Source organism: Mucilaginibacter kameinonensis (assembly GCF_003675385.1).
Taxonomy (GTDB): domain Bacteria; phylum Bacteroidota; class Bacteroidia; order Sphingobacteriales; family Sphingobacteriaceae; genus Mucilaginibacter; species Mucilaginibacter kameinonensis.
In genome coordinates this window covers 884,546-902,989 of the sequence record NZ_RCWZ01000004.1, presented here as the reverse complement: position 1 = coordinate 902,989, position 18,444 = coordinate 884,546, and the positions used below count along the sequence as shown (strand labels likewise).

At 42.9% G+C, this 18,444-nt stretch carries 14 protein-coding genes; 10 read left to right on the top strand and 4 right to left on the bottom strand.

From position 1 onward, the window contains the following. Positions 1 to 35 precede the first annotated feature (35 nt). On the top strand, positions 36 to 2,429 hold the full coding sequence (locus EAH55_RS22075) for an ABC transporter permease (RefSeq protein WP_121811552.1): 2,394 nt from the start codon (positions 36 to 38) through the stop codon (positions 2,427 to 2,429). A 243-nt stretch (positions 2,430 to 2,672) separates the two neighbouring features. Here the strand turns inward: EAH55_RS22075 and EAH55_RS22070 are convergent, their stop codons facing one another. After that, positions 2,673 to 3,083 carry a BrxA/BrxB family bacilliredoxin gene (locus EAH55_RS22070; protein ID WP_112572417.1) on the bottom strand — a complete coding sequence of 137 codons (411 nt, stop codon included), beginning with the start codon at positions 3,081 to 3,083 and terminating at the stop codon, positions 2,673 to 2,675. A 200-nt stretch (positions 3,084 to 3,283) separates the two neighbouring features. Between EAH55_RS22070 and EAH55_RS22065 the strand changes: the two genes are divergently transcribed. The 4 genes from EAH55_RS22065 (at position 3,284) to EAH55_RS22050 (ending at position 7,275) form a co-directional block, all read left to right on the top strand. Next, the gene (locus EAH55_RS22065; protein WP_121811551.1) at positions 3,284 to 4,153 is read left to right on the top strand and encodes a M23 family metallopeptidase; all 870 of its coding nucleotides are present in this window, start codon (positions 3,284 to 3,286) and stop codon (positions 4,151 to 4,153) included. Between the two features lie 140 nt (positions 4,154 to 4,293). After that, on the top strand, positions 4,294 to 4,677 hold the full coding sequence (locus EAH55_RS22060) for a bactofilin family protein (RefSeq protein ID WP_112572413.1): 384 nt from the start codon (positions 4,294 to 4,296) through the stop codon (positions 4,675 to 4,677). A gap of 263 nt (positions 4,678 to 4,940) precedes the next feature. Next, the gene (ahcY, locus tag EAH55_RS22055) at positions 4,941 to 6,257 is read left to right on the top strand and encodes an adenosylhomocysteinase (protein WP_121811550.1); all 1,317 of its coding nucleotides are present in this window, start codon (positions 4,941 to 4,943) and stop codon (positions 6,255 to 6,257) included. Between the two features lie 421 nt (positions 6,258 to 6,678). Then, positions 6,679 to 7,275, top strand: coding sequence for a hypothetical protein (locus EAH55_RS22050; RefSeq protein WP_121811549.1), 597 nt, complete (start codon positions 6,679 to 6,681; stop codon positions 7,273 to 7,275). Between the two features lie 83 nt (positions 7,276 to 7,358). On the opposite strand, the gene EAH55_RS22045 is transcribed toward EAH55_RS22050, so the two are convergent. Further along, entirely contained in the window at positions 7,359 to 8,357 is a 999-nt protein-coding gene (locus EAH55_RS22045) for a polysaccharide deacetylase family protein (protein ID WP_121811749.1), read from the bottom strand. 111 nt (positions 8,358 to 8,468) lie between these two features. Between EAH55_RS22045 and EAH55_RS22040 the strand changes: the two genes are divergently transcribed. Continuing rightward, entirely contained in the window at positions 8,469 to 9,185 is a 717-nt protein-coding gene (locus EAH55_RS22040; RefSeq protein WP_112572403.1) for a pyridoxine 5'-phosphate synthase, read from the top strand. On the opposite strand, the gene EAH55_RS22035 is transcribed toward EAH55_RS22040, so the two are convergent. Next, positions 9,182 to 11,536 (bottom strand): gliding motility-associated C-terminal domain-containing protein, encoded by a 2,355-nt coding sequence (locus EAH55_RS22035; RefSeq protein ID WP_121811548.1) that lies wholly within the window; start codon positions 11,534 to 11,536, stop codon positions 9,182 to 9,184. The two genes, EAH55_RS22040 and EAH55_RS22035, sit on opposite strands and share 4 nt — an antisense overlap. A gap of 401 nt (positions 11,537 to 11,937) precedes the next feature. Between EAH55_RS22035 and gcvP the strand changes: the two genes are divergently transcribed. The 3 genes from gcvP to EAH55_RS22020 all read left to right on the top strand — a co-directional run bounded on the left by gcvP (position 11,938) and on the right by EAH55_RS22020 (position 15,870). Then, complete coding sequence (gene gcvP / locus EAH55_RS22030) at positions 11,938 to 14,829, top strand: aminomethyl-transferring glycine dehydrogenase (RefSeq protein ID WP_121811547.1); 2,892 nt, start codon at positions 11,938 to 11,940, stop codon at positions 14,827 to 14,829. A 55-nt stretch (positions 14,830 to 14,884) separates the two neighbouring features. Then, positions 14,885 to 15,247 (top strand): antibiotic biosynthesis monooxygenase family protein, encoded by a 363-nt coding sequence (locus tag EAH55_RS22025; RefSeq protein ID WP_121811546.1) that lies wholly within the window; start codon positions 14,885 to 14,887, stop codon positions 15,245 to 15,247. Between the two features lie 203 nt (positions 15,248 to 15,450). Continuing rightward, entirely contained in the window at positions 15,451 to 15,870 is a 420-nt protein-coding gene (locus EAH55_RS22020; RefSeq protein WP_091172136.1) for a response regulator, read from the top strand. Here EAH55_RS22020 and EAH55_RS22015 read toward each other — a convergent pair. Further along, positions 15,867 to 16,637 carry an MBL fold metallo-hydrolase gene (locus EAH55_RS22015; RefSeq protein ID WP_114936503.1) on the bottom strand — a complete coding sequence of 257 codons (771 nt, stop codon included), beginning with the start codon at positions 16,635 to 16,637 and terminating at the stop codon, positions 15,867 to 15,869. The genes EAH55_RS22020 and EAH55_RS22015 overlap by 4 nt on opposite strands. Positions 16,638 to 16,720: 83 nt before the next feature. Between EAH55_RS22015 and recJ the strand changes: the two genes are divergently transcribed. Further along, the gene (gene recJ / locus EAH55_RS22010) at positions 16,721 to 18,418 is read left to right on the top strand and encodes a single-stranded-DNA-specific exonuclease RecJ (protein WP_121811545.1); all 1,698 of its coding nucleotides are present in this window, start codon (positions 16,721 to 16,723) and stop codon (positions 18,416 to 18,418) included. Positions 18,419 to 18,444: the final 26 nt, after the last annotated feature.

The window sequence follows — 18,444 nt, the reverse complement described above, 5'->3', positions numbered from 1 at the left end:
ATGACGCGCAGTAAATGACCTAATGATATAATATCATGTTCAAAAATTATTTAACCGTTGCGTGGCGGAATCTTGTTAAGAACAAGGCGCATACGCTTATTAATATCACCGGGCTTTCGGTGGGGATGGCTGTGGCTATGCTTATTGGCCTTTGGATCTGGGATGAATTATCGTACAATAAAAACTTCGATAATTATGACCGGATAGTTCAGGTTTGGCAAAACCAGACTTTCAATGGTGTAACAGGGTCTCAAACGGCTATGCCTATACCGCTGGGTTATAAGTTAAGGGATGATTATAAACACGATTTTAAATACGTAGTGCTTTCTTCCTGGAATTTCGGACACATTATGGCCTATGGTGAGAAAAAGCTCACTAAGGACGGAAGTTATATGCAAGCCGAAGCGCCCAATATGCTTACGTTAAAAATGCTGAGAGGCACACGTGAGGGTTTGAAAGATCCATCATCTGTTTTACTTTCTGCTTCATTGGCTAAGGCTTTGTTTGGTGATACTGATCCGATGCTTAAAACCATCAAAATTGATAACGTATGGAATGTTAAAGTAACCGGCGTTTATGAGGACATGCCTCATAATTCAGAATTTCGCGAACTGGGTTTTATAGCGCCCTGGGATTTATATATGACCACCGCTGCATGGTTAAAACGAGCTGAAACACGTTGGGGTAATAACTCCTGGCAAATATTCGCGCAGCTGAAACCCGGTGTTGACGCCGCTAAAGTTTCTGCCGAAATCAAAGACCTTAAATTGCATGCTATCAAAGCCCAGGGCGACGATGTAGGGGCCAGCTTTAAACCGGTAGTATTCCTGCACCCAATGAGTAAATGGCATCTGCACTCTGAGTTTAAGGATGGTTTTAATACCGGAGGAGATATCAAATTTGTGTGGATGTTTGGCATCATAGGTGTATTTGTATTGATGCTGGCCTGTATTAACTTCATGAACCTGAGCACTGCCCGCAGCGAAAAGCGGGCAAAAGAAGTAGGCATCCGTAAAACGGTTGGATCATTAAGGAGCCAGCTCATTAGCCAGTTTTTTATCGAGTCGGTGATATTGGCGCTGTTTGCTTTTCTTATTTCGATTTTGCTTGCTCAGCTTACGCTATCATGGTTCAATACCGTTGCCGACAAAACTATGCATATCCTTTGGAGCAGTGCTGTTTTCTGGCTACTTGGATTAGGCTTCAGTATCACTACCGGCTTAATAGCGGGCAGTTACCCGGCGTTCTATCTGTCGTCATTCCAGCCGGTTAAAGTACTTAAGGGTACATTTAAGGCAGGGCGTTATGCCGCGGTGCCACGTAAAATACTGGTGGTACTACAGTTTGCTGTATCGGTTACGCTGATCATAGGTACCATCATTGTTTTCAGGCAGGTGCAGTACACCAAAAACAGGCCCATCGGTTATGAACGTACCGGGTTGGTACAGATAGATATGCGTACCGATGAAATTCATAAACATTTTGAAGCCGTAAGGAACGATTTGCTTAAATCTGGAGCTATTATTGAAATTGCCGAGTCGGGTAGTCCGCTTACTGCAGTGTATTCAAACAACAGCGGATTAAACTGGCGAGGCAAACCAGCCGGCTTACAGGACGACTTCGCGACGATAACGCTTAGTCCGGAGTTTGGCAAGGTTGCTCAGTGGAAGTTGGTTGAAGGCCGCGATTTTGAACGCAACAGATTGGGCGATTCATCAAGCATGATTGTAAATGAAACTGCCGCCCGTTTTATGAATTTTAAGCATGCGGTAGGTGAAACAATAGACTGGGGCAAAAAATTTAAGATCATAGGTGTAGTAAAGGATATGGTGATGTCATCGCCGTACGAGCCGGTCAAGTCGTCGATATTTTTGCTGGATAATGACCCGGGCGGGCTTGTAGATATCCGGTTAAATCCACAAATGAGCGCGCACGACGCTATTGCCAAAATAGAGCCGGTTTTTAAACAGTATGCCCCTGGAAGTCCGTTTGAATATAAATTTACCGACGAGGAATATGCCCGTAAATTCACCAACGAAGAGCGGATAGGCAAACTGGCCGGTTTTTTCACCCTGCTGGCTATTTTTATCAGTTGTATGGGTTTATTTGGCATGGCATCGTTCATGGCCGAACAGCGTACCAAAGAAATTGGGGTACGCAAGGTACTGGGCGCGTCTGTATTCAGCCTGTGGCAATTAATGTCGAAGGAGTTTGTGGTACTGGTGAGTATCTCTTTATTGTTCGCTATACCAACAGCTTACTACTTTATGGCAGGTTGGCTGAAGGATTATAAGTATCAGGCCGAGCTATCCTGGTGGATATTCGGGCTTACAGCAATAGGCGCCATCGCGATTACGCTGCTTACGGTAAGTTATCAAAGTATAAAAGCGGCATCTATGAACCCGGTAAAAAGTTTGAAAACGGAGTAGGAGGTTAGTGATTGGAGATTAGAGGTTAGATGGATTTCGGAATTGTCTGAACCTGAATTTTTAGAATTAATGAATTATCAGAATAGAAGAACAGAGAATTCTATAAATTCTTTAATCCAATAAATTCGAGTTCAGACAGACAAAAAAAAGAGCTGAAGGATTTTCCCTCAGCTCTTTTTTTTGTTTTTTAGCTTTCTGCTTTAGGCTTTCAACTTTTAGCTATTCTCTCAGTTCTAAGCTTAATTAGCAGTATTGTTCAAACGCGTCGATCAGGTTATCGGCAATCATTTGCGCCGGGCGACCTTCAATCTGGTAACGCTCGATGATATGTACCAGTTTGCCATCTTTAAACAGCGCCATAGCTGGTGATGACGGTGGGTAAGGCAACATGTAGTTACGTGCAGTATCAACAGCTTCTTTTTCCATACCGGCAAACACAGTTACCAGTTTATCGGGATGTTTGCCGTTAGCGGCAGCAATTTTAGCAGCAGGGCGTGCATTAGCTGCAGCACAACCACATACCGAATTAACCATTACAAATACTGTACCTTCGCTTTCAATAGCGTTTTTTACAGCATCTGCATCTTTCAATTCCTCAAATCCAACCTTGGTAAGGTCTTCCCGCATCGGGGCTACTAAATATTCAGGATACATCATTTCTTTTTGCTTTACAATAAAATCAGTATTACAAAAATAAGAAATGATACTTGTTTTACGTTTATAAAAACTTAATAATAACAATTGGTTGACGATTAGCGTACAAGGCTATTCTATTGATAACCTGTTTACAAACATTTAATATTGTTTTATTATCGGTAATTTATAACTTGCATTCCCTAATTTATTTAAACTTGATGAAGCGTAAAACATCTGATATTAGTACCGTTGTTATCATCAACAAAAACCAGCAACCAACCAAATCCTTACAAATAAAAACCAAACATCTTGACAGGTTAAAACACTATGCATGGAGTATTGCAGCAGTTGTAGCAGTACTTGGCGGCCTGGTGTTTTATCTGCATCATAAAAGTGCCGAACAGGAAGCTCAAAACCTGCAGTTACAGGCACAAATTGCTAAGCTTAAGGGTGCTATTCCGGTAGCTCAGGGCCCTGTAGTAAATACCAAAGTTACTGCGCAGTCATATATTCAATCTATCGAAGTAAAGCTTAAAACAATAAACGAATATTTGAAGAGAAGAGGCCTTAAAGGCTTCGCCATTAAAGGAACCGGGGGCAGCGGTAATAATGAGGCGGCTAACCTTCCAGATACCGAGGCGTACAGCCTGTATGACGATTATTTAAAACATTTAACCAGCACCATAGCGTTTACCCCAATGGGTTACCCGAGGATCAGTTCTTTCACCTCGTTTTTTGGTTACCGGAGCGATCCTTTTAATTCGGAACATGCCGAGTTTCATCCGGGTATCGATTTTCAGGGCCGTCGCGGTGACGAGGTAAAATGTACTGCCAGCGGCAAAGTTGTTTTTGCAGGATGGGCCGGTGGTTACGGTAATTGCATCCGTATAAAACATATCAATGATTTGGAAACGCTTTACGGTCACCTTTCAAAAATTGAAGTAAAGGTTGGTCAGCAGGTTACCGTTGGCGACAACATTGGCAAGGTGGGTTCAACAGGCCATTCAACCGGTACGCACCTGCATTATGAGGTACGCAAAAACGGCAAACCAGTTAATCCTGTAAACTTTTTAACCCTTAATAAATAGGTTTTTTTAGTCTGAAGTTCTGAGTCTTAAGTCGTGAGCCCTAAGTCGGCGACCGGTTATTTATTACTTTAAATTTAGAACTTAAGATTTGAAACCATTGACTTACGACTACCTACTTAGAACTTAAGACTAAAAACAACATGGCTATTTTTTCTAAAAAAGAGAAGGTTGCGCTCGACCTGCAGGCAATCTCAACCCTCATTAGTGAAGGCAGTGTATTGGAAGGTAATTTAAAAGCCCCGGCTTTTGCGCGCATTGACGGCGTAGTTAATGGCGATGTAACCGTTGATGAAGGCCTGATACTTGGCGAAAAGGGCGAGGTTAAGGGAAATATAAGTACCAAAGAGATATTTGTTTACGGTACGGTAAGGGGCGATATCAATACTTCATCTCTCGAAATAAAAGCTACCGGCCGTATCACCGGCGACATCAAAACACAGAACCTGGCCGTAGAAAATGGCGGCGTTTACAATGGCAACCTTACCATGCAGCAGGCAGAGGTGCAAAAGCAGCTACAGGCGTAGGGTTATGAGATAATGAAGAAAGGAGGCACCTACGGAGCCAAATTGCCGTTTATATTAATACCACAAACACGATACTCCTACCGAGTGTTAGCATGGTTTTCTAAAAACTCCGTGGGAGTACCATGTTTATAGTTCAAAGTACTCAATCGGATTTTTGCTCCGTAGGTGCAACCCCAAAATCGATAATACTTTAGGGGGAAACCAAACATTTCATTTTCACAAGGATATAAGTTAACTTTGCACTCTCAAAAATAAAAATCGATATGTCATCAGTAGAAACTGCATTCGTTAAATACAAAGTAAAAGATCTGTCGCTGGCAGAGTGGGGTCGCAAGGAAATTGAACTGGCTGAGGCTGAGATGCCTGGCTTAATGGCTTTGCGTAAAGAGTACGGTCCGAGCCAGCCGCTTAAAGGCGCAAGGATTGCCGGTTGTTTACACATGACCATCCAAACCGCTGTTTTAATTGAAACCCTGATTGCACTTGGTGCCGAAGTTACCTGGTCGTCATGTAATATATTCTCAACGCAAGATCACGCTGCAGCCGCTATCGCTGCTGCCGGTATTTCTGTGTATGCCTGGAAAGGTATGAATGCCGAAGAGTTTGACTGGTGCATTGAACAAACTTTATTTTTTGGCGAAGAACGCCAGCCGCTTAACATGATCCTTGACGATGGTGGCGATTTAACCAACATGGTATTGGATAAATACCCTGAACTGGTTGCTGCTATCAAAGGTTTATCAGAAGAAACTACTACCGGTGTACACCGTTTATATGAGCGCATGAAAGCAGGTACCCTGCCAATGCCGGCAATTAACGTTAACGACTCGGTTACCAAATCAAAATTTGATAACAAATACGGTTGCCGCGAATCATTGGTTGACGCTATCCGTCGTGCAACTGACGTGATGATGGCCGGTAAAGTGGCTGTTGTTTGTGGTTATGGCGACGTAGGTAAAGGTTCGGCAGATTCATTACGTAACTCTGGCGTGCGTGTTATCGTTACCGAAATTGATCCTATTTGTGCTTTACAAGCTGCAATGGAAGGTTTTGAGGTTAAAAAACTAAGCACTGCTATAACTGAAGCCGATATCGTAGTTACTGCTACTGGTAACAAAAACATCGTTCGTCAGCAACACTTCCGTGCCTTGAAAGATAAAGCTATCGTTTGTAACATCGGTCACTTTGATAATGAGATTGACATGGCCTGGTTAAACGGTGCTTATGGCAATACTAAAGTTGAAATTAAACCACAGGTTGATAAATATACCATCGATGGCAAAGACGTTATTGTATTAGCCGAAGGTCGTTTGGTTAACTTAGGTTGCGCTACCGGTCACCCAAGCTTTGTAATGAGTAACTCGTTCACCAACCAAACTTTGGCCCAGTTAGAGCTTTGGACAAACGGTGCCGCTTACGAAAACAAAGTTTACACCCTGCCAAAACATCTTGACGAAAAAGTAGCCCGTCTGCACCTTGCTAAAATTGGTGTTGAGCTGGAAGTACTTGACCAGGATCAGGCTGATTACATCGGTGTAACTGTTGAAGGTCCGTTTAAACCTGAGTACTACCGTTACTAAATTTAGGCGAAAGCTGAAAGGTTTTTGCTATTTAAATATAAAAGGCACGGTTTTAAGAACTGTGCCTTTTTTGGTTTATTTCTACCGTAACATAAGCGGATAAGGACTTACATGCCTATACTTTTATGCAACTTTTAGTACAAATATTTTGCTAATCGTAACAAAAAACTAAGAAATCCGTAACAATAGATGTGATATGATATAAACGAGAAAAATTGTAACAAACGTGATACAATTATCAAAATTCATATTATATTTACAATTCAATAACGGGTATCTACACCCGGATTTGTGATAAGGTTTAGGTTTAAAGCCCCATGCAGCGAGTGCTATGGGGCTTTTATTTTACCCGCGCTCTTAACTCTTTTTAACAAATACCGAGGTTGCTTTACCTTAACTTTGATCATAAATCTAAACTATTATGCATTTCAAAACGTTTTTTACGTGTTTGTTCATCGTTTTATTGAAATGCGCTTGCTATGGCCAGCAAGCCGCACCAGGATATGCGCTAATTAAACCCGAAAATTGGCATACCGAAACTTTTTTGTTGCCTCCGCAGTTTGCAAATAGCTTGCCTTTTAAAGGTACTGAGGACATTCGCTTTTCACCTGACTGGGCAAAAAAGGGATCGGAAGGTTACTGGACTTATGTTTTTTTATGGATAATTACCGGGAAGGCCACTTTTACCAAAACACAACTTGAAAAATACATGTGCGATTATTATACAGGCCTGTTAAAGGCCAATTTCAAAGAAGCAAAAATTGATACCGCGATTGCTGCACCCGTAAAAGTAAAACTTCGAAATATCAAAACAGCTGAGAAGGATACTCAGACTTTTGAAGGTAAGGCGGCAATGACTGATTATATGACGCAGGATCCGCTAATCCTCAACTTTCGTATCCACGTTAAAAAAGCTAAATCCGGCAGTGATGCAACCGCAGTTTATTTTGAAGCATCGCCGCAATCATACGATCATAAAGTTTGGGTACAGTTGGACGCGCTTGATAAAAGTTTATAACATGTTAAAAAAGCCTTACGAAGTTTTCAAAACTTCGTAAGGCTGCATAGTACTGCAACTACAAGCTGCAACTGCCACTGAAATCAAGGCGCTTCGCTAAACTCTTCATCTACACTTTCACGAAGGTCATACAGCAACCATTGCTTCCCTGCTATAGATCGCGTTTTTGATTGCAGCAGTTTAATAAAATCGTTCACGCCAACAGGTTCGTTGCCATTGCCATGGATGAGCACAATGCTGCCGTTTTGCGGCTGCTGTCCTTTAGCCAGCCAGGCATCGGTACCAACTGGTATCAATCCGAAGTTGGTGATTTGGTAAACCAGTTGTTGGTCAGACACCAGTCCCGGAAAGCGGAAAAATACTGATGGTAACAGTCCGTTCCGTAACATGGCTTGTTCTGTTTCCAGTACTTCGTAACTGATATCAGTGCCGGGTTCCAATAAAAAGTTCTCTTTGAGTGGAGCCTTCAGGCTCACCCGGTGATTGAAAGAGTGATTGATCCAGGTGATGAAGATCTCGCGGTTCGCCTGCATTTGCTTCAGCCAGGCCAGGTCCTGCGGGTGTTGGCGCATCCAGATACCGGTTACCGAAAGTGCGATAGGAACCGGGCGCTCCACTTTTTTAAACTCAGTAAAAATATCGGTGAAAATACGTTTATCCAGCGGACGGTGAGAGGGACAAAGATCAGCAGTGAGGCTGATACCTGTTTGTTTGGGAATGCCGCTTTCAATACCCGCGTCCTGGATATTTATGGATTGTTTTTCAGCTTTGGCCAATGCCTTTTGATAGGGCGTACTTTTGAAAAAATCACGCGCCTGCTCCATCGTCATGGGTTTGATCTGGTAAAAGCTGCTCTCATTTATTTTGGTTTCGAGCGTTTGCGGATTTACCATCAACAGATAATTGCGCCCTTCATTATCAAAACGGCGAAGGATCATCCAATCTTGAGGATAGTTATGCGCCCAGCCGTAGTAAACTTTGTAGTTTTCTATTTTGCGGTAGATAGTTTGGGCTGATGCTTCATAACAACAAAATATCAGGGAGAAAAATGATAGAAATATTTTAAGAAAGTGTTTGTTCATGAGTATTTGTTTTCCTGTTTTTGCCGGTAAGGATAGCAATTTGTTTTAGGCTTCATGGTTTAAAGTTAAATATATCGGGCATTTTATCTAAATGATATATAACTTTGAAATATGACCCGTCTATCTGTCAATATCAATAAAATAGCCACTTTGCGTAATTCGCGCGGTGGTAATAACCCCGACCTGATACAGGTTGCTAAAGATTGTGAACGTTTTGGTGCGCAGGGTATCACCGTGCACCCACGTCCCGATGAGCGTCACATCCGTTATAACGATGTGTTTGAGCTTAAGAAAATTGTTACTACCGAGTTTAATATCGAAGGTAATTGCCAGGAACAAAAATTTATCGACCTGGTATTGGCCAATAGGCCCGAACAGGTTACCCTGGTGCCCGATGTTTTGGGACAGATCACTTCAAACCACGGCTGGGATACTATCGCCAATTATCATTATTTAAAAGATATGATAGCGGTGTTTAAAGAAGCCGGTATCCGTGTATCTATTTTTGTTGACCCTATTCCCGCAATGGTTGAAGGTGCCGCTAAAACTGGTACCGACCGCGTAGAACTGTATACCGAAGGTTATGCTACCCATTTCCCACAAGGAAAAGAATTGGCTATTGCTCCTTACGTTGAAGCTGCGAAAGCCGCTCAGCAAGCAGGCCTGGGCTTAAATGCCGGTCATGATCTTGATTTGCACAACCTGAAATACTTTGCCGAAAATATACCGGGTCTGCTTGAAGTAAGTATCGGTCATGCCTTGGTAAGCGATGCCCTGTATTACGGTTTGGAAAATACCATCCAGATGTATTTAAGACAACTGGCTTAGCGGATAATGCTTAAGTTGCCTGATAGCAGGCCGCAACCCGCACTAAGGTTAATGATGTAGTAATAACTACCGGAGGGTAATTTTTGGCCATTATACATGCCGTTAAAGGGATGGCTGTATCCTTTTGAATCAAAAATGGCTTTCCCGTAACGGTTAAATATTTTCACCGTTGCCAAAGGATAATTTTCCATGCCTGCTATTTGCCAGTAATCGTTTACGCCATCATTGTTTGGGGTAATCACATTGGCAATATTGAGGTTGGACAGGCCTACACTTACATCAACCTTAGTACGGGTGCTCTCGCAGGCATTACTAAACCGGCTTATGTAATAACTCCTGTTAGCGGTAACGTTTACCTTAAACTTGCCATTGGTTTCCTCATCAAGCGGAGTAGCATCAGTCTCGTTATCATAAAGCCTGTAGGTTGATGTTGCCACTGGGTTGCTAACCGGAATAATGGTTTCGCCGGGGCCGCATAGTTGAAAATTTTTAACCACCGGCGGATCAAGAATAAGCTCCTGGTTGAGAATGGTAACATGATATTGCACAACGCATCCGTCAGGATCAATGGTAAGTGTATAGGTTCCGCCCGGAAGTTTATCCACGTCAAGAGTGGTACGTATTACATCGCCTGCTTCGTTTGTCCACTTTAATGGTGGTACAACGTCATTGGTGTTTATGATTTTTAAGTTGCTGATGCTGCCGTTTGCGGCATCGCATGAGGCATTAACTTTCTGTATTCCTGAATCATCAACCCCGGGATTTGAGCTGGTTAATGTTATCGGGATAGATTTTGCAAAGCAATTGCCATTATAGCATTTGGCATAATAGGTGCCAATACCTACGCCCTCCAGTTTAGGGCCTCCGGATTGTACCAGGTGATCCTGATCGTTATACCAATCAACCCCAATCACATTCTTTAAATTTTGCAGGGTAATTGAGCCGTTATTTTTAAAGCAGGTGGGATTAACCTTAATATAATCAGCTGCTAAAGTTGAAATAACCGGCTGGGTATATTCAGACGAGCTGTTGTTAAATGTAGCGTTTGCTACCAATTTTTTATTGTGCAGGTCGCCGGTAAACTTCCATTTGCCGTTGGCATCGGCAATAATTGTGGTTATGTATTGAACCGGGTTACAAACATCGCAATCTGTATTATCATTATAAATGTAAACGGCAGCCCCGGGCGATGCTGTTCCTGAAAATTCATCGGCATTGCTGATGAGTACGTTAATATCAGGTATTGCTGTGCCTTGCGAAATAAGATAAGGTACAGTATTGCACATGATACTGTTTTTAGCTATAGTAATATTGGTTGATTGCACGGCATAAAACGCGCCGCCATCATTTCTGAAAATATTGATATCGCTGTCATTATTATCGCCAATAAAAGCATTATTGCATTTAAATAAGGACATGCCTGAATTGCCCTGTATACTGCTTTGTTTATTCCGTACAAACAGGAATCTGTTTACTGAAACAAATTGAAACTGTGTAGCGCAAAAATCATTGTCAGTTATCAGTGCGTTACTTCCCTGAAACCGTAACAAAATAGATGAATTACCACGGTTATCCTGTCCGTTTACATCAAGCGAAAGCGAATTGTTAATAAACTTATTATCGATCCCGTTCAGGGCTATAGCGGTAGCCAAATAGTTTCGTTCTTTTGGTGACGCGCCACCTATCAACGAGTTATCTGCAGTGATGTCAAGCGCATAGCCCAATTCAACAACATTAATTCCCGACTCGTCATAACCGATAAAGTTTGATTGGATAACTATGTTGTCGTTGTTCTTTGAATCGGTTAACGAGTTTGTACCGCAGTAAACGCCATAAATATTATCGCAAAAAACGTTGCCTTTATCGGGTGCGCCTATAGTGATATTTGTACAATCATAAGCCGATATAGCAGTGAAAAGCAGGTTGCCGTTAAAGTTTGTGAGTTTACTACTGTAGCCTTTTACACATAAGCCATAAATACTAACGTCGGTAACTTCGGTCATGAGAAACGCGGCGGCCTTAGTGCCCGGAAAGGTATAGCTCACATCAGGTATGATGTAAACCCTGGCATCGCTCCGGCCAAATTTGGGCCCGGGTTGCGTACTGCCGTCGATAATTAAATTTGAGGTAACTTCCGGAAGCTGCGTGTACAGCGTTATAGTTGGATTGCCCGGGATATTAAAATTAATAACATCCTGCTGAACCGTTCCGTTGGCGGCTGCCTGGGTGAGGGCCTCACGTAACGTACCCGGTCCGGCATCGGCATTACTGGTTACAATAAATACAGCAGCCATAGCGCGCGATCCGGCCAGTACCAGGAATAACGTAAACAGCAACAACCTTTGTTTCATGGTTGCAATTTGGGTATGAATGTTAGTTTATAATTAATTGGCAATAAATTGGTTGATATTGTCCGTTAGTAAGTTACGGTTTTGTTGGCAATAACGCTACAGTACCAAACAGGTTGTTACTGCTTTGTGAAATATTGAGTTAACTTACCAACTGTAGCAGGAGGGAATTCTGATATTTACCTGATGCTTGACAGGCTTCCGGAAGTTGGTTTGGGTTTTTGCCGGGAATGAAAAGAAAAATCGTGATAAAAAGTAAAACTCGCCTGCCCGTCATGTTTGGGTATTCATAAGGCAAATTACATTTTTTTCCTGTAAATGCATTGTCAATATCATATTACCTCATTGTTACTCAATTTGTAAAACCGTACCTTTGCGGTAAATTTAAGAGGGACGATTAATTCATGAAGTTGAATACAACCTATCAGGAGCAGTTTCAGTCGAGGCACATTGCTCCAAGCGAGGCCGACACGGCCAAAATGTTAAAAACCATCGGCGTAAGTACGCTTGATGAATTAATAGGGCAAACAATACCGCAAAAGATCAGGCTTACCCAACCGCTTAATTTGCCAGCTGCAAAAAGCGAGTTTGATTACCTGAACACTTTAAAGCAAACTGCTTCAAAAAACAAAGTTTTCAAGTCGTTTATCGGCAAAGGTTACTATGATGTAATTGTACCGGGCGTTATTCAGCGCAACATTCTTGAAAATCCGGGATGGTATACACAATACACCCCGTACCAGGCAGAAATTGCACAGGGCCGTTTACAGGCTTTGTTGAATTTCCAAACCATGATCATTGATCTTACCGGTATGGAAATTGCCAACGCTTCATTGCTTGACGAGGGTACTGCCGCTGCCGAAGCTATGTTTATGCAATACACCTTGCGTAAAAACAACAGCGCTAATGTATTCTTCGTTTCTGAAGAGTTGTTCCCGCAAACCATTGATATTTTAAAAACCCGCTCAGAGCCTTATGGCATTGAGCTTAGAATAGGCGACCACCGTACCGTTGAATTAACCGACGATATGTTTGGCGCCATTGTACAATACCCTGCAGGCGACGGCGCTGTTTATAACTATGCCGACTTTGCCGCTAAAGGTCACGAAAAAGGAATTAAACTAACCGTTGTTGCCGATATCATGAGCCTTGCCCTGTTAACGCCTCCGGGCGAATGGGGCGCCGACATTGTAGTTGGCTCATCACAACGTTTTGGCGTACCAATGGGCTTTGGTGGCCCGCATGCCGCTTTCTTCGCTACTAAAGAAGAATACAAGCGCTCTATCCCGGGCCGTATCATTGGTGTTACTATCGACAGCGCCAATAACTACGCCCTACGTATGGCCTTGCAAACCCGCGAGCAGCACATCCGCCGTGATAAAGCTACTTCAAATATCTGTACCGCTCAGGCTTTATTGGCCATCATGGCCGGTATGTACGCCGTATATCATGGTCCGGATGGTATTAAGTTGATTGCCGAACGTATTCACGGCTTAGCAGTTTTATTAGCCAAAACTTTAGGACAGCTTGGTTACGAGCAGCTTAACGAATCATACTTTGATACCGTTAAGTTTGATGTAGCCCACCTTGCAGGCCCAATTCATTCTGAAGCTTTAAATAACGAAATGAACCTTAACTACGAAGGTTCAATAGTTACTATCTCTATCGACGAAACAACTTCGGTTGAGGATATCAAAACCATTGTGAGGTTCTTTGCCAAAGTAAAAGGTAAAACCATTAATGATGTTGATTTCGATGGTGCCAACGCAAGCCTTGAAACGGTTATTCCTACAGCGCTTCAGCGTACTTCGGCTTACTTAACACACAGCTTGTTCAATACCCACAGGTCTGAGCATGAAATGCTGCGTTATATCAAATCATTAGAAGCAAAAGATCTTTCGCTTTGCCACTCCATGATAGCTTTGGGTTCATGTACCATGAAGCTGAATGCTACTACCGAAATGGTTCCTGTTACCTGGGCCGAATTCAGCAAAATTCACCCGTTTGCCCCAACCGATCAGATTGGCGGATATATGCAGCTATTTGACGAGATCAATAACTGGTTAAGCGAGATCACCGGTTTCGCGGCCATGAGCTTGCAGCCAAACGCCGGTGCGCAAGGCGAATACGCCGGTTTAATGGTGATCCGTGCTTATCATAACGACAGGGGCGATACACACCGTAACATCGCTTTGATCCCTTCATCTGCCCACGGTACCAACCCTGCTTCTGCAGCTATGGCCGGTATGAAGATCGTTGTAGTTAAATGCGACGATAATGGCAACATCGATGTTGCCGATATGCGCGCCAAAGCCGAGCAATACAAAAACGAGCTTTCATGTTTGATGGTTACTTATCCATCAACACACGGTGTGTTTGAAGAAAGCATCATTGAAATTTGCGAGATTATTCATGAAAATGGCGGCCAGGTTTATATGGACGGTGCTAACATGAACGCACAGGTAGGTTTAACAAGCCCAGCCAACATTGGTGCCGATGTTTGTCACCTTAACCTGCATAAAACATTCTGTATCCCTCACGGTGGTGGTGGTCCGGGTATGGGCCCAATCGGTGTTGCAAAACACCTGGTGCCTTATTTGCCAGGCCACGCTGTGGTTGATATCGATAGAGGTAAATCAATCCATGCTGTATCTGCAGCGCCATGGGGCTCGGCTTCTATCCTGATTATATCACATGCTTACATCGCTATGATGGGTGCCGAAGGTTTAACCAATGCAACCCGTTACGCTATCCTGAATGCCAACTACATTAAAGCGAGGCTGCAGGAACACTACCCGGTATTATATTCCGGAGCTAATGGCCGTTGTGCGCACGAAATGATTCTGGACTGCCGTTCATTTAAATCGGCAGGTATCGAAGTTACCGATATCGCCAAACGTTTAATGGATTATGGTTTCCACGCGCCAACTGTATCGTTCCCGGTTGCGGGTACAGTGATGGTTGAGCCAACCGAATCTGAGCCTAAGCATGAGCTTGACCGTTTCTGCGATGCCATGATCTCTATCCGTCATGAAATTGCTGATGTAGTTGATGGCCTGGCCGACAAAACAAACAATCCGTTAAAAAATGCGCCTCACACAGTTGCGGTAATTACCGGCAACGAATGGGAACACCCTTATACCCGTCAAAAAGCGGCATTCCCACTGCCTTACGTAGCTGCCAATAAATTCTGGCCTTCGGTAGGCAGGGTTAATGACACTTATGGCGACAGAACGCTGATCTGCTCATGCCCTCCGTTAGAAGAGTATGAGTTTGAAGAAAGTGTGATAGAATAATTTTAAAACCCCCGCCTCAAAGCGGGGGTTTTTGTTTTATGTAAATTATTAAAATATGAGTTCAGATAATTCAAATGCTACTCTCTTTAGTGAGGACTCAGAAGAGCTTATCGCTCCAACTCCTCAACCGCCTTATTACGCGGTGATATTTACTTCGGTACGCACTCCGGGAGATGAAGGCTACGGCGATATGGCTGTTGAAATGGAGAGGCTGGCTCGGCAGCAGGAAGGTTTTCTTGGCGTTGAATCGGCCCGTAACAATGTCGGGATAACGGTGTCTTATTGGCAATCGGAAGAAGCGATTAAAAATTGGAAAGCTAATGCCCGTCACCTGTTTGCTCAGCAGCAGGGGCGCGAAAAGTGGTATCAAAATTATACGGTACGTATTTGTAAGGTTGAGCGTGATTATACTTTTTAAAAAATAATATTCAACGGTTAGTTTTTGCCTTTAATTTCCTTTTTTGCTGACTTTATTTATTTTTCAAAATAAAATAAAATGGCCCCGAATGGGTTATTTAACTGGATTTGTGAGAGATATTATTTTTTAGTATTTACAACTAAAAGGAATATAACTTTTTAAATTGTAGCCTCGTATAAAGAGGGAGCGCTTAAATTATAGATATGAACATTAACAATAAAGCCATTAGTGTATTACTGGTTGATGATGACGAAATAAATAACTTCATCTCCATAAAACTGATCAAGAAAGCTTTACTGAATACGGAAATTATGGCCTGCCTGAACGGAAAGTATGCTATTGAGCAACTCTCAGATATTCAGCGTAAAGACCCCAATAAACTGCCCGATTATATTTTGCTTGATATTAATATGCCTATCATGAATGGCTGGGAATTTTTGGATGAGTATAAGCGCCTCAACCTCGACCCGCTGGGCAAAAGCAAGATCTACATTATTTCGTCGTCGGTTTTTAGCAATGATATTAACAAAGCGCGTTCATACCCACTGGTGAAGGATTTTATCTCTAAGCCGCTTAATGTTGAAAAAATAAAAGAGCTTTTTGAAGTAGCTGCCGAAAATTAAAAAGGTTTAACTTTAAAATGGTCACCTTCTGTTTCTACCGTTCCAATGGCAAATGACTTGGAATGGTAAAACAGGCATTTCCAGCCTTCGGCGGCGGCTTTTTTACCATATTCTTCGCGCAGCATCATGGCTTTGCGGCCATCCATATCGTATTTAGCTATGAATTTTCTTAGCAACTGTTCGGGTTCGGGAAGTTCATCGCCTCCAAAAAACACTTTTTCGCCTTCCATATCAAACCAAAATACCTGGTGTGCCGGGCAGTGACCGCCCGAATGCTCATACCTTATCCCCGGCTTAAACTCACCGCTGCCTTCAATAAAAGTGATCTTAGCGCTTGCCTGTAAAGCCTCAAATATTTCAACGTGATATGATGAGCCTTTGCCGCTCATACCAAACTCCCATTCCTGTTTATTGATCACGTGCTCGGCTTGCGGAAAGCTTGGGATTAATTTACCATTACGTTCAACCACTAAACCGCCTGAATGGTCATAATGCAGATGCGACATCATTACGAGGGTAACATCATCCGGATCAAAGCCCGCATTGCGGATGTTTTGGTGCAGCATTAATTCGTCGCGGGTATCTTTAAAACCAAGACCGGTATCCAATACTATCAAATCGGTTTTTGTTTTGATGAGGAAAGGGTTAACGTGGATAAACAACGAAGCCGGGCGATCTTTGGGGTTATCGGTTTCCGGGTTGAACGGGATAAATTTCTTGGTTGCATCAACCGAATAAGAGCCTTCACCTAAAGCAAAAAATTCCATAGTAAACGTAGTATCAGATTTTGAATGTAACTTTGGCTCTTTAACAGAGCATAAGTATATTTACTGTTTCAAGCTGCAAAGATATGAATAAACGTTGGGCGCTAAAGGATAATACAAACCATGATGATGTAATAAAATTAGCCGCCGAACTCAATATCGATACCGTTTTAAGCACCATGCTTGTGCAGCGCGGTATTACCACCTTTGAAGATGCCCGCTATTTTTTCAGGCCCGATCACCGGCACCTGCATGACCCCTTCCTGATGAAGGATATGGAAAAGGCGATACTGCGTATTGAGCAGGCCATAGCCGCGGGCGAAAAAATCATGATTTACGGGGATTATGACGTGGATGGTACTACAGCCGTGGCGCTTACCTACAGTTTTTTCAAAAAGCTTTATAACAATATTGATTATTATATCCCCGATCGTTACAAGGAAGGGTATGGCATCTCAACACAGGGAATTGATTACGCCGCTGAGCACAATATTACTCTGATCATAGCGCTTGACTGCGGCATTAAATCAATTGATAAAATTGATTACGCCAATGAAAAGGGGATCGATTTTATCATTTGTGATCATCACTTGCCGGGAACATATATTCCTAACGCGGTGGCAGTGCTTGACCCTAAGCGCGAAGACTGCGAATATCCATATAAAGAATTGTCCGGTTGCGGTATAGGCTTTAAACTGATCCAGGCATACGCCGAAAAGAATGATATCCTGATTGAGGAAGTAAACTGCTATCTCGACCTGGTAGTGATCAGCATCTCCTGTGATATTGTACACATCACGGGCGAAAACCGGGTACTGGCGCATTTCGGTCTGCAAAAAATAAATACCGACCCATGTATTGGCGTTAAAGCGTTAATGGAGATAGCAGGCAGGACGGGACCTTATACGATATCGGATGTAGTATTTTTGCTTGGTCCGCGTATCAATGCAGCCGGCAGGATAGACGATGCCAAACATGCCGTTGAACTCCTGATAGCGACAGATAAGGATGCCGCTAAGGAGAAAAGCGCGATGATCAACGTGCGCAATACCGAGCGGAAGGGGCATGATCTTTCTATTACTGATGAAGCGCTTGGTATGATTGAAAATGATGAGGTGCTGATCGCCCGTAAATCAACCGTGGTGTTTAACGAAGACTGGCATAAGGGCGTTATCGGTATAGTAGCATCGCGCCTTACCGAAAAATATTATCGCCCAACAATTGTGCTTACCCGTTCTAATGGTCATGTAGCAGGTTCCGCACGTTCTGTTTTAGGCTATGACCTATACGAGGCGCTTTGCGGCTGTAAAGACCTGTTGATTCAGTTTGGCGGGCACAAATATGCTGCCGGTTTAACTATGGAGCCAGAAAACCTCGAAGCCTTTATTGAAAGGTTTGAAGAGGTGGTAAGCTCAACCATAAAACCGGAACAATTGATACAGCAAATACAAATTGACGCCGAATTACGTTTAAGCCAGATAGAACCCAAATTTTTCAGGATTTTGAATCAGTTTGCGCCTTTCGGGCCTGAAAATATGGCCCCCGTTTTCATAAGTAAAAATGTGTATGTTAGTGGTAACGCCGGTTTGGTAGGCGGCTCGCATATTAAAATGAGCGTAATGCAGGAAGGATCGGCAGCGTTTGACTGCATAGCCTTTAACCACGGCCAATACCTGGAACAATTGCGACCTGGTGTGCCGTTTGAAATGTGCTATTCGATAGAAGAAAACGTTTGGCGCGAAAGAAGAACGATACAGTTAAATGTGAAGGGAATTAGGTTTTAGAGATTAGAGGTTGGTGAGTTAGGTTC

What these genes read in the sequence shown, in the direction of transcription:
- EAH55_RS22075 (WP_121811552.1), top strand. Translation starts at nt 36, where the DNA reads ATGTTCAAAAATTATTTAACCGTTGCGTGGCGGAATCTTGTTAAGAAC.
- EAH55_RS22070 (WP_112572417.1), bottom strand. Translation starts at nt 3,083, where the DNA reads ATGTATCCTGAATATTTAGTAGCCCCGATGCGGGAAGACCTTACCAAG.
- EAH55_RS22065 (WP_121811551.1), top strand. Translation starts at nt 3,284, where the DNA reads ATGAAGCGTAAAACATCTGATATTAGTACCGTTGTTATCATCAACAAA.
- EAH55_RS22060 (WP_112572413.1), top strand. Translation starts at nt 4,294, where the DNA reads ATGGCTATTTTTTCTAAAAAAGAGAAGGTTGCGCTCGACCTGCAGGCA.
- ahcY (WP_121811550.1), top strand. Translation starts at nt 4,941, where the DNA reads ATGTCATCAGTAGAAACTGCATTCGTTAAATACAAAGTAAAAGATCTG.
- EAH55_RS22050 (WP_121811549.1), top strand. Translation starts at nt 6,679, where the DNA reads ATGCATTTCAAAACGTTTTTTACGTGTTTGTTCATCGTTTTATTGAAA.
- EAH55_RS22045 (WP_121811749.1), bottom strand. Translation starts at nt 8,357, where the DNA reads ATGAACAAACACTTTCTTAAAATATTTCTATCATTTTTCTCCCTGATA.
- EAH55_RS22040 (WP_112572403.1), top strand. Translation starts at nt 8,469, where the DNA reads ATGACCCGTCTATCTGTCAATATCAATAAAATAGCCACTTTGCGTAAT.
- EAH55_RS22035 (WP_121811548.1), bottom strand. Translation starts at nt 11,536, where the DNA reads ATGAAACAAAGGTTGTTGCTGTTTACGTTATTCCTGGTACTGGCCGGA.
- gcvP (WP_121811547.1), top strand. Translation starts at nt 11,938, where the DNA reads ATGAAGTTGAATACAACCTATCAGGAGCAGTTTCAGTCGAGGCACATT.
- EAH55_RS22025 (WP_121811546.1), top strand. Translation starts at nt 14,885, where the DNA reads ATGAGTTCAGATAATTCAAATGCTACTCTCTTTAGTGAGGACTCAGAA.
- EAH55_RS22020 (WP_091172136.1), top strand. Translation starts at nt 15,451, where the DNA reads ATGAACATTAACAATAAAGCCATTAGTGTATTACTGGTTGATGATGAC.
- EAH55_RS22015 (WP_114936503.1), bottom strand. Translation starts at nt 16,637, where the DNA reads ATGGAATTTTTTGCTTTAGGTGAAGGCTCTTATTCGGTTGATGCAACC.
- recJ (WP_121811545.1), top strand. Translation starts at nt 16,721, where the DNA reads ATGAATAAACGTTGGGCGCTAAAGGATAATACAAACCATGATGATGTA.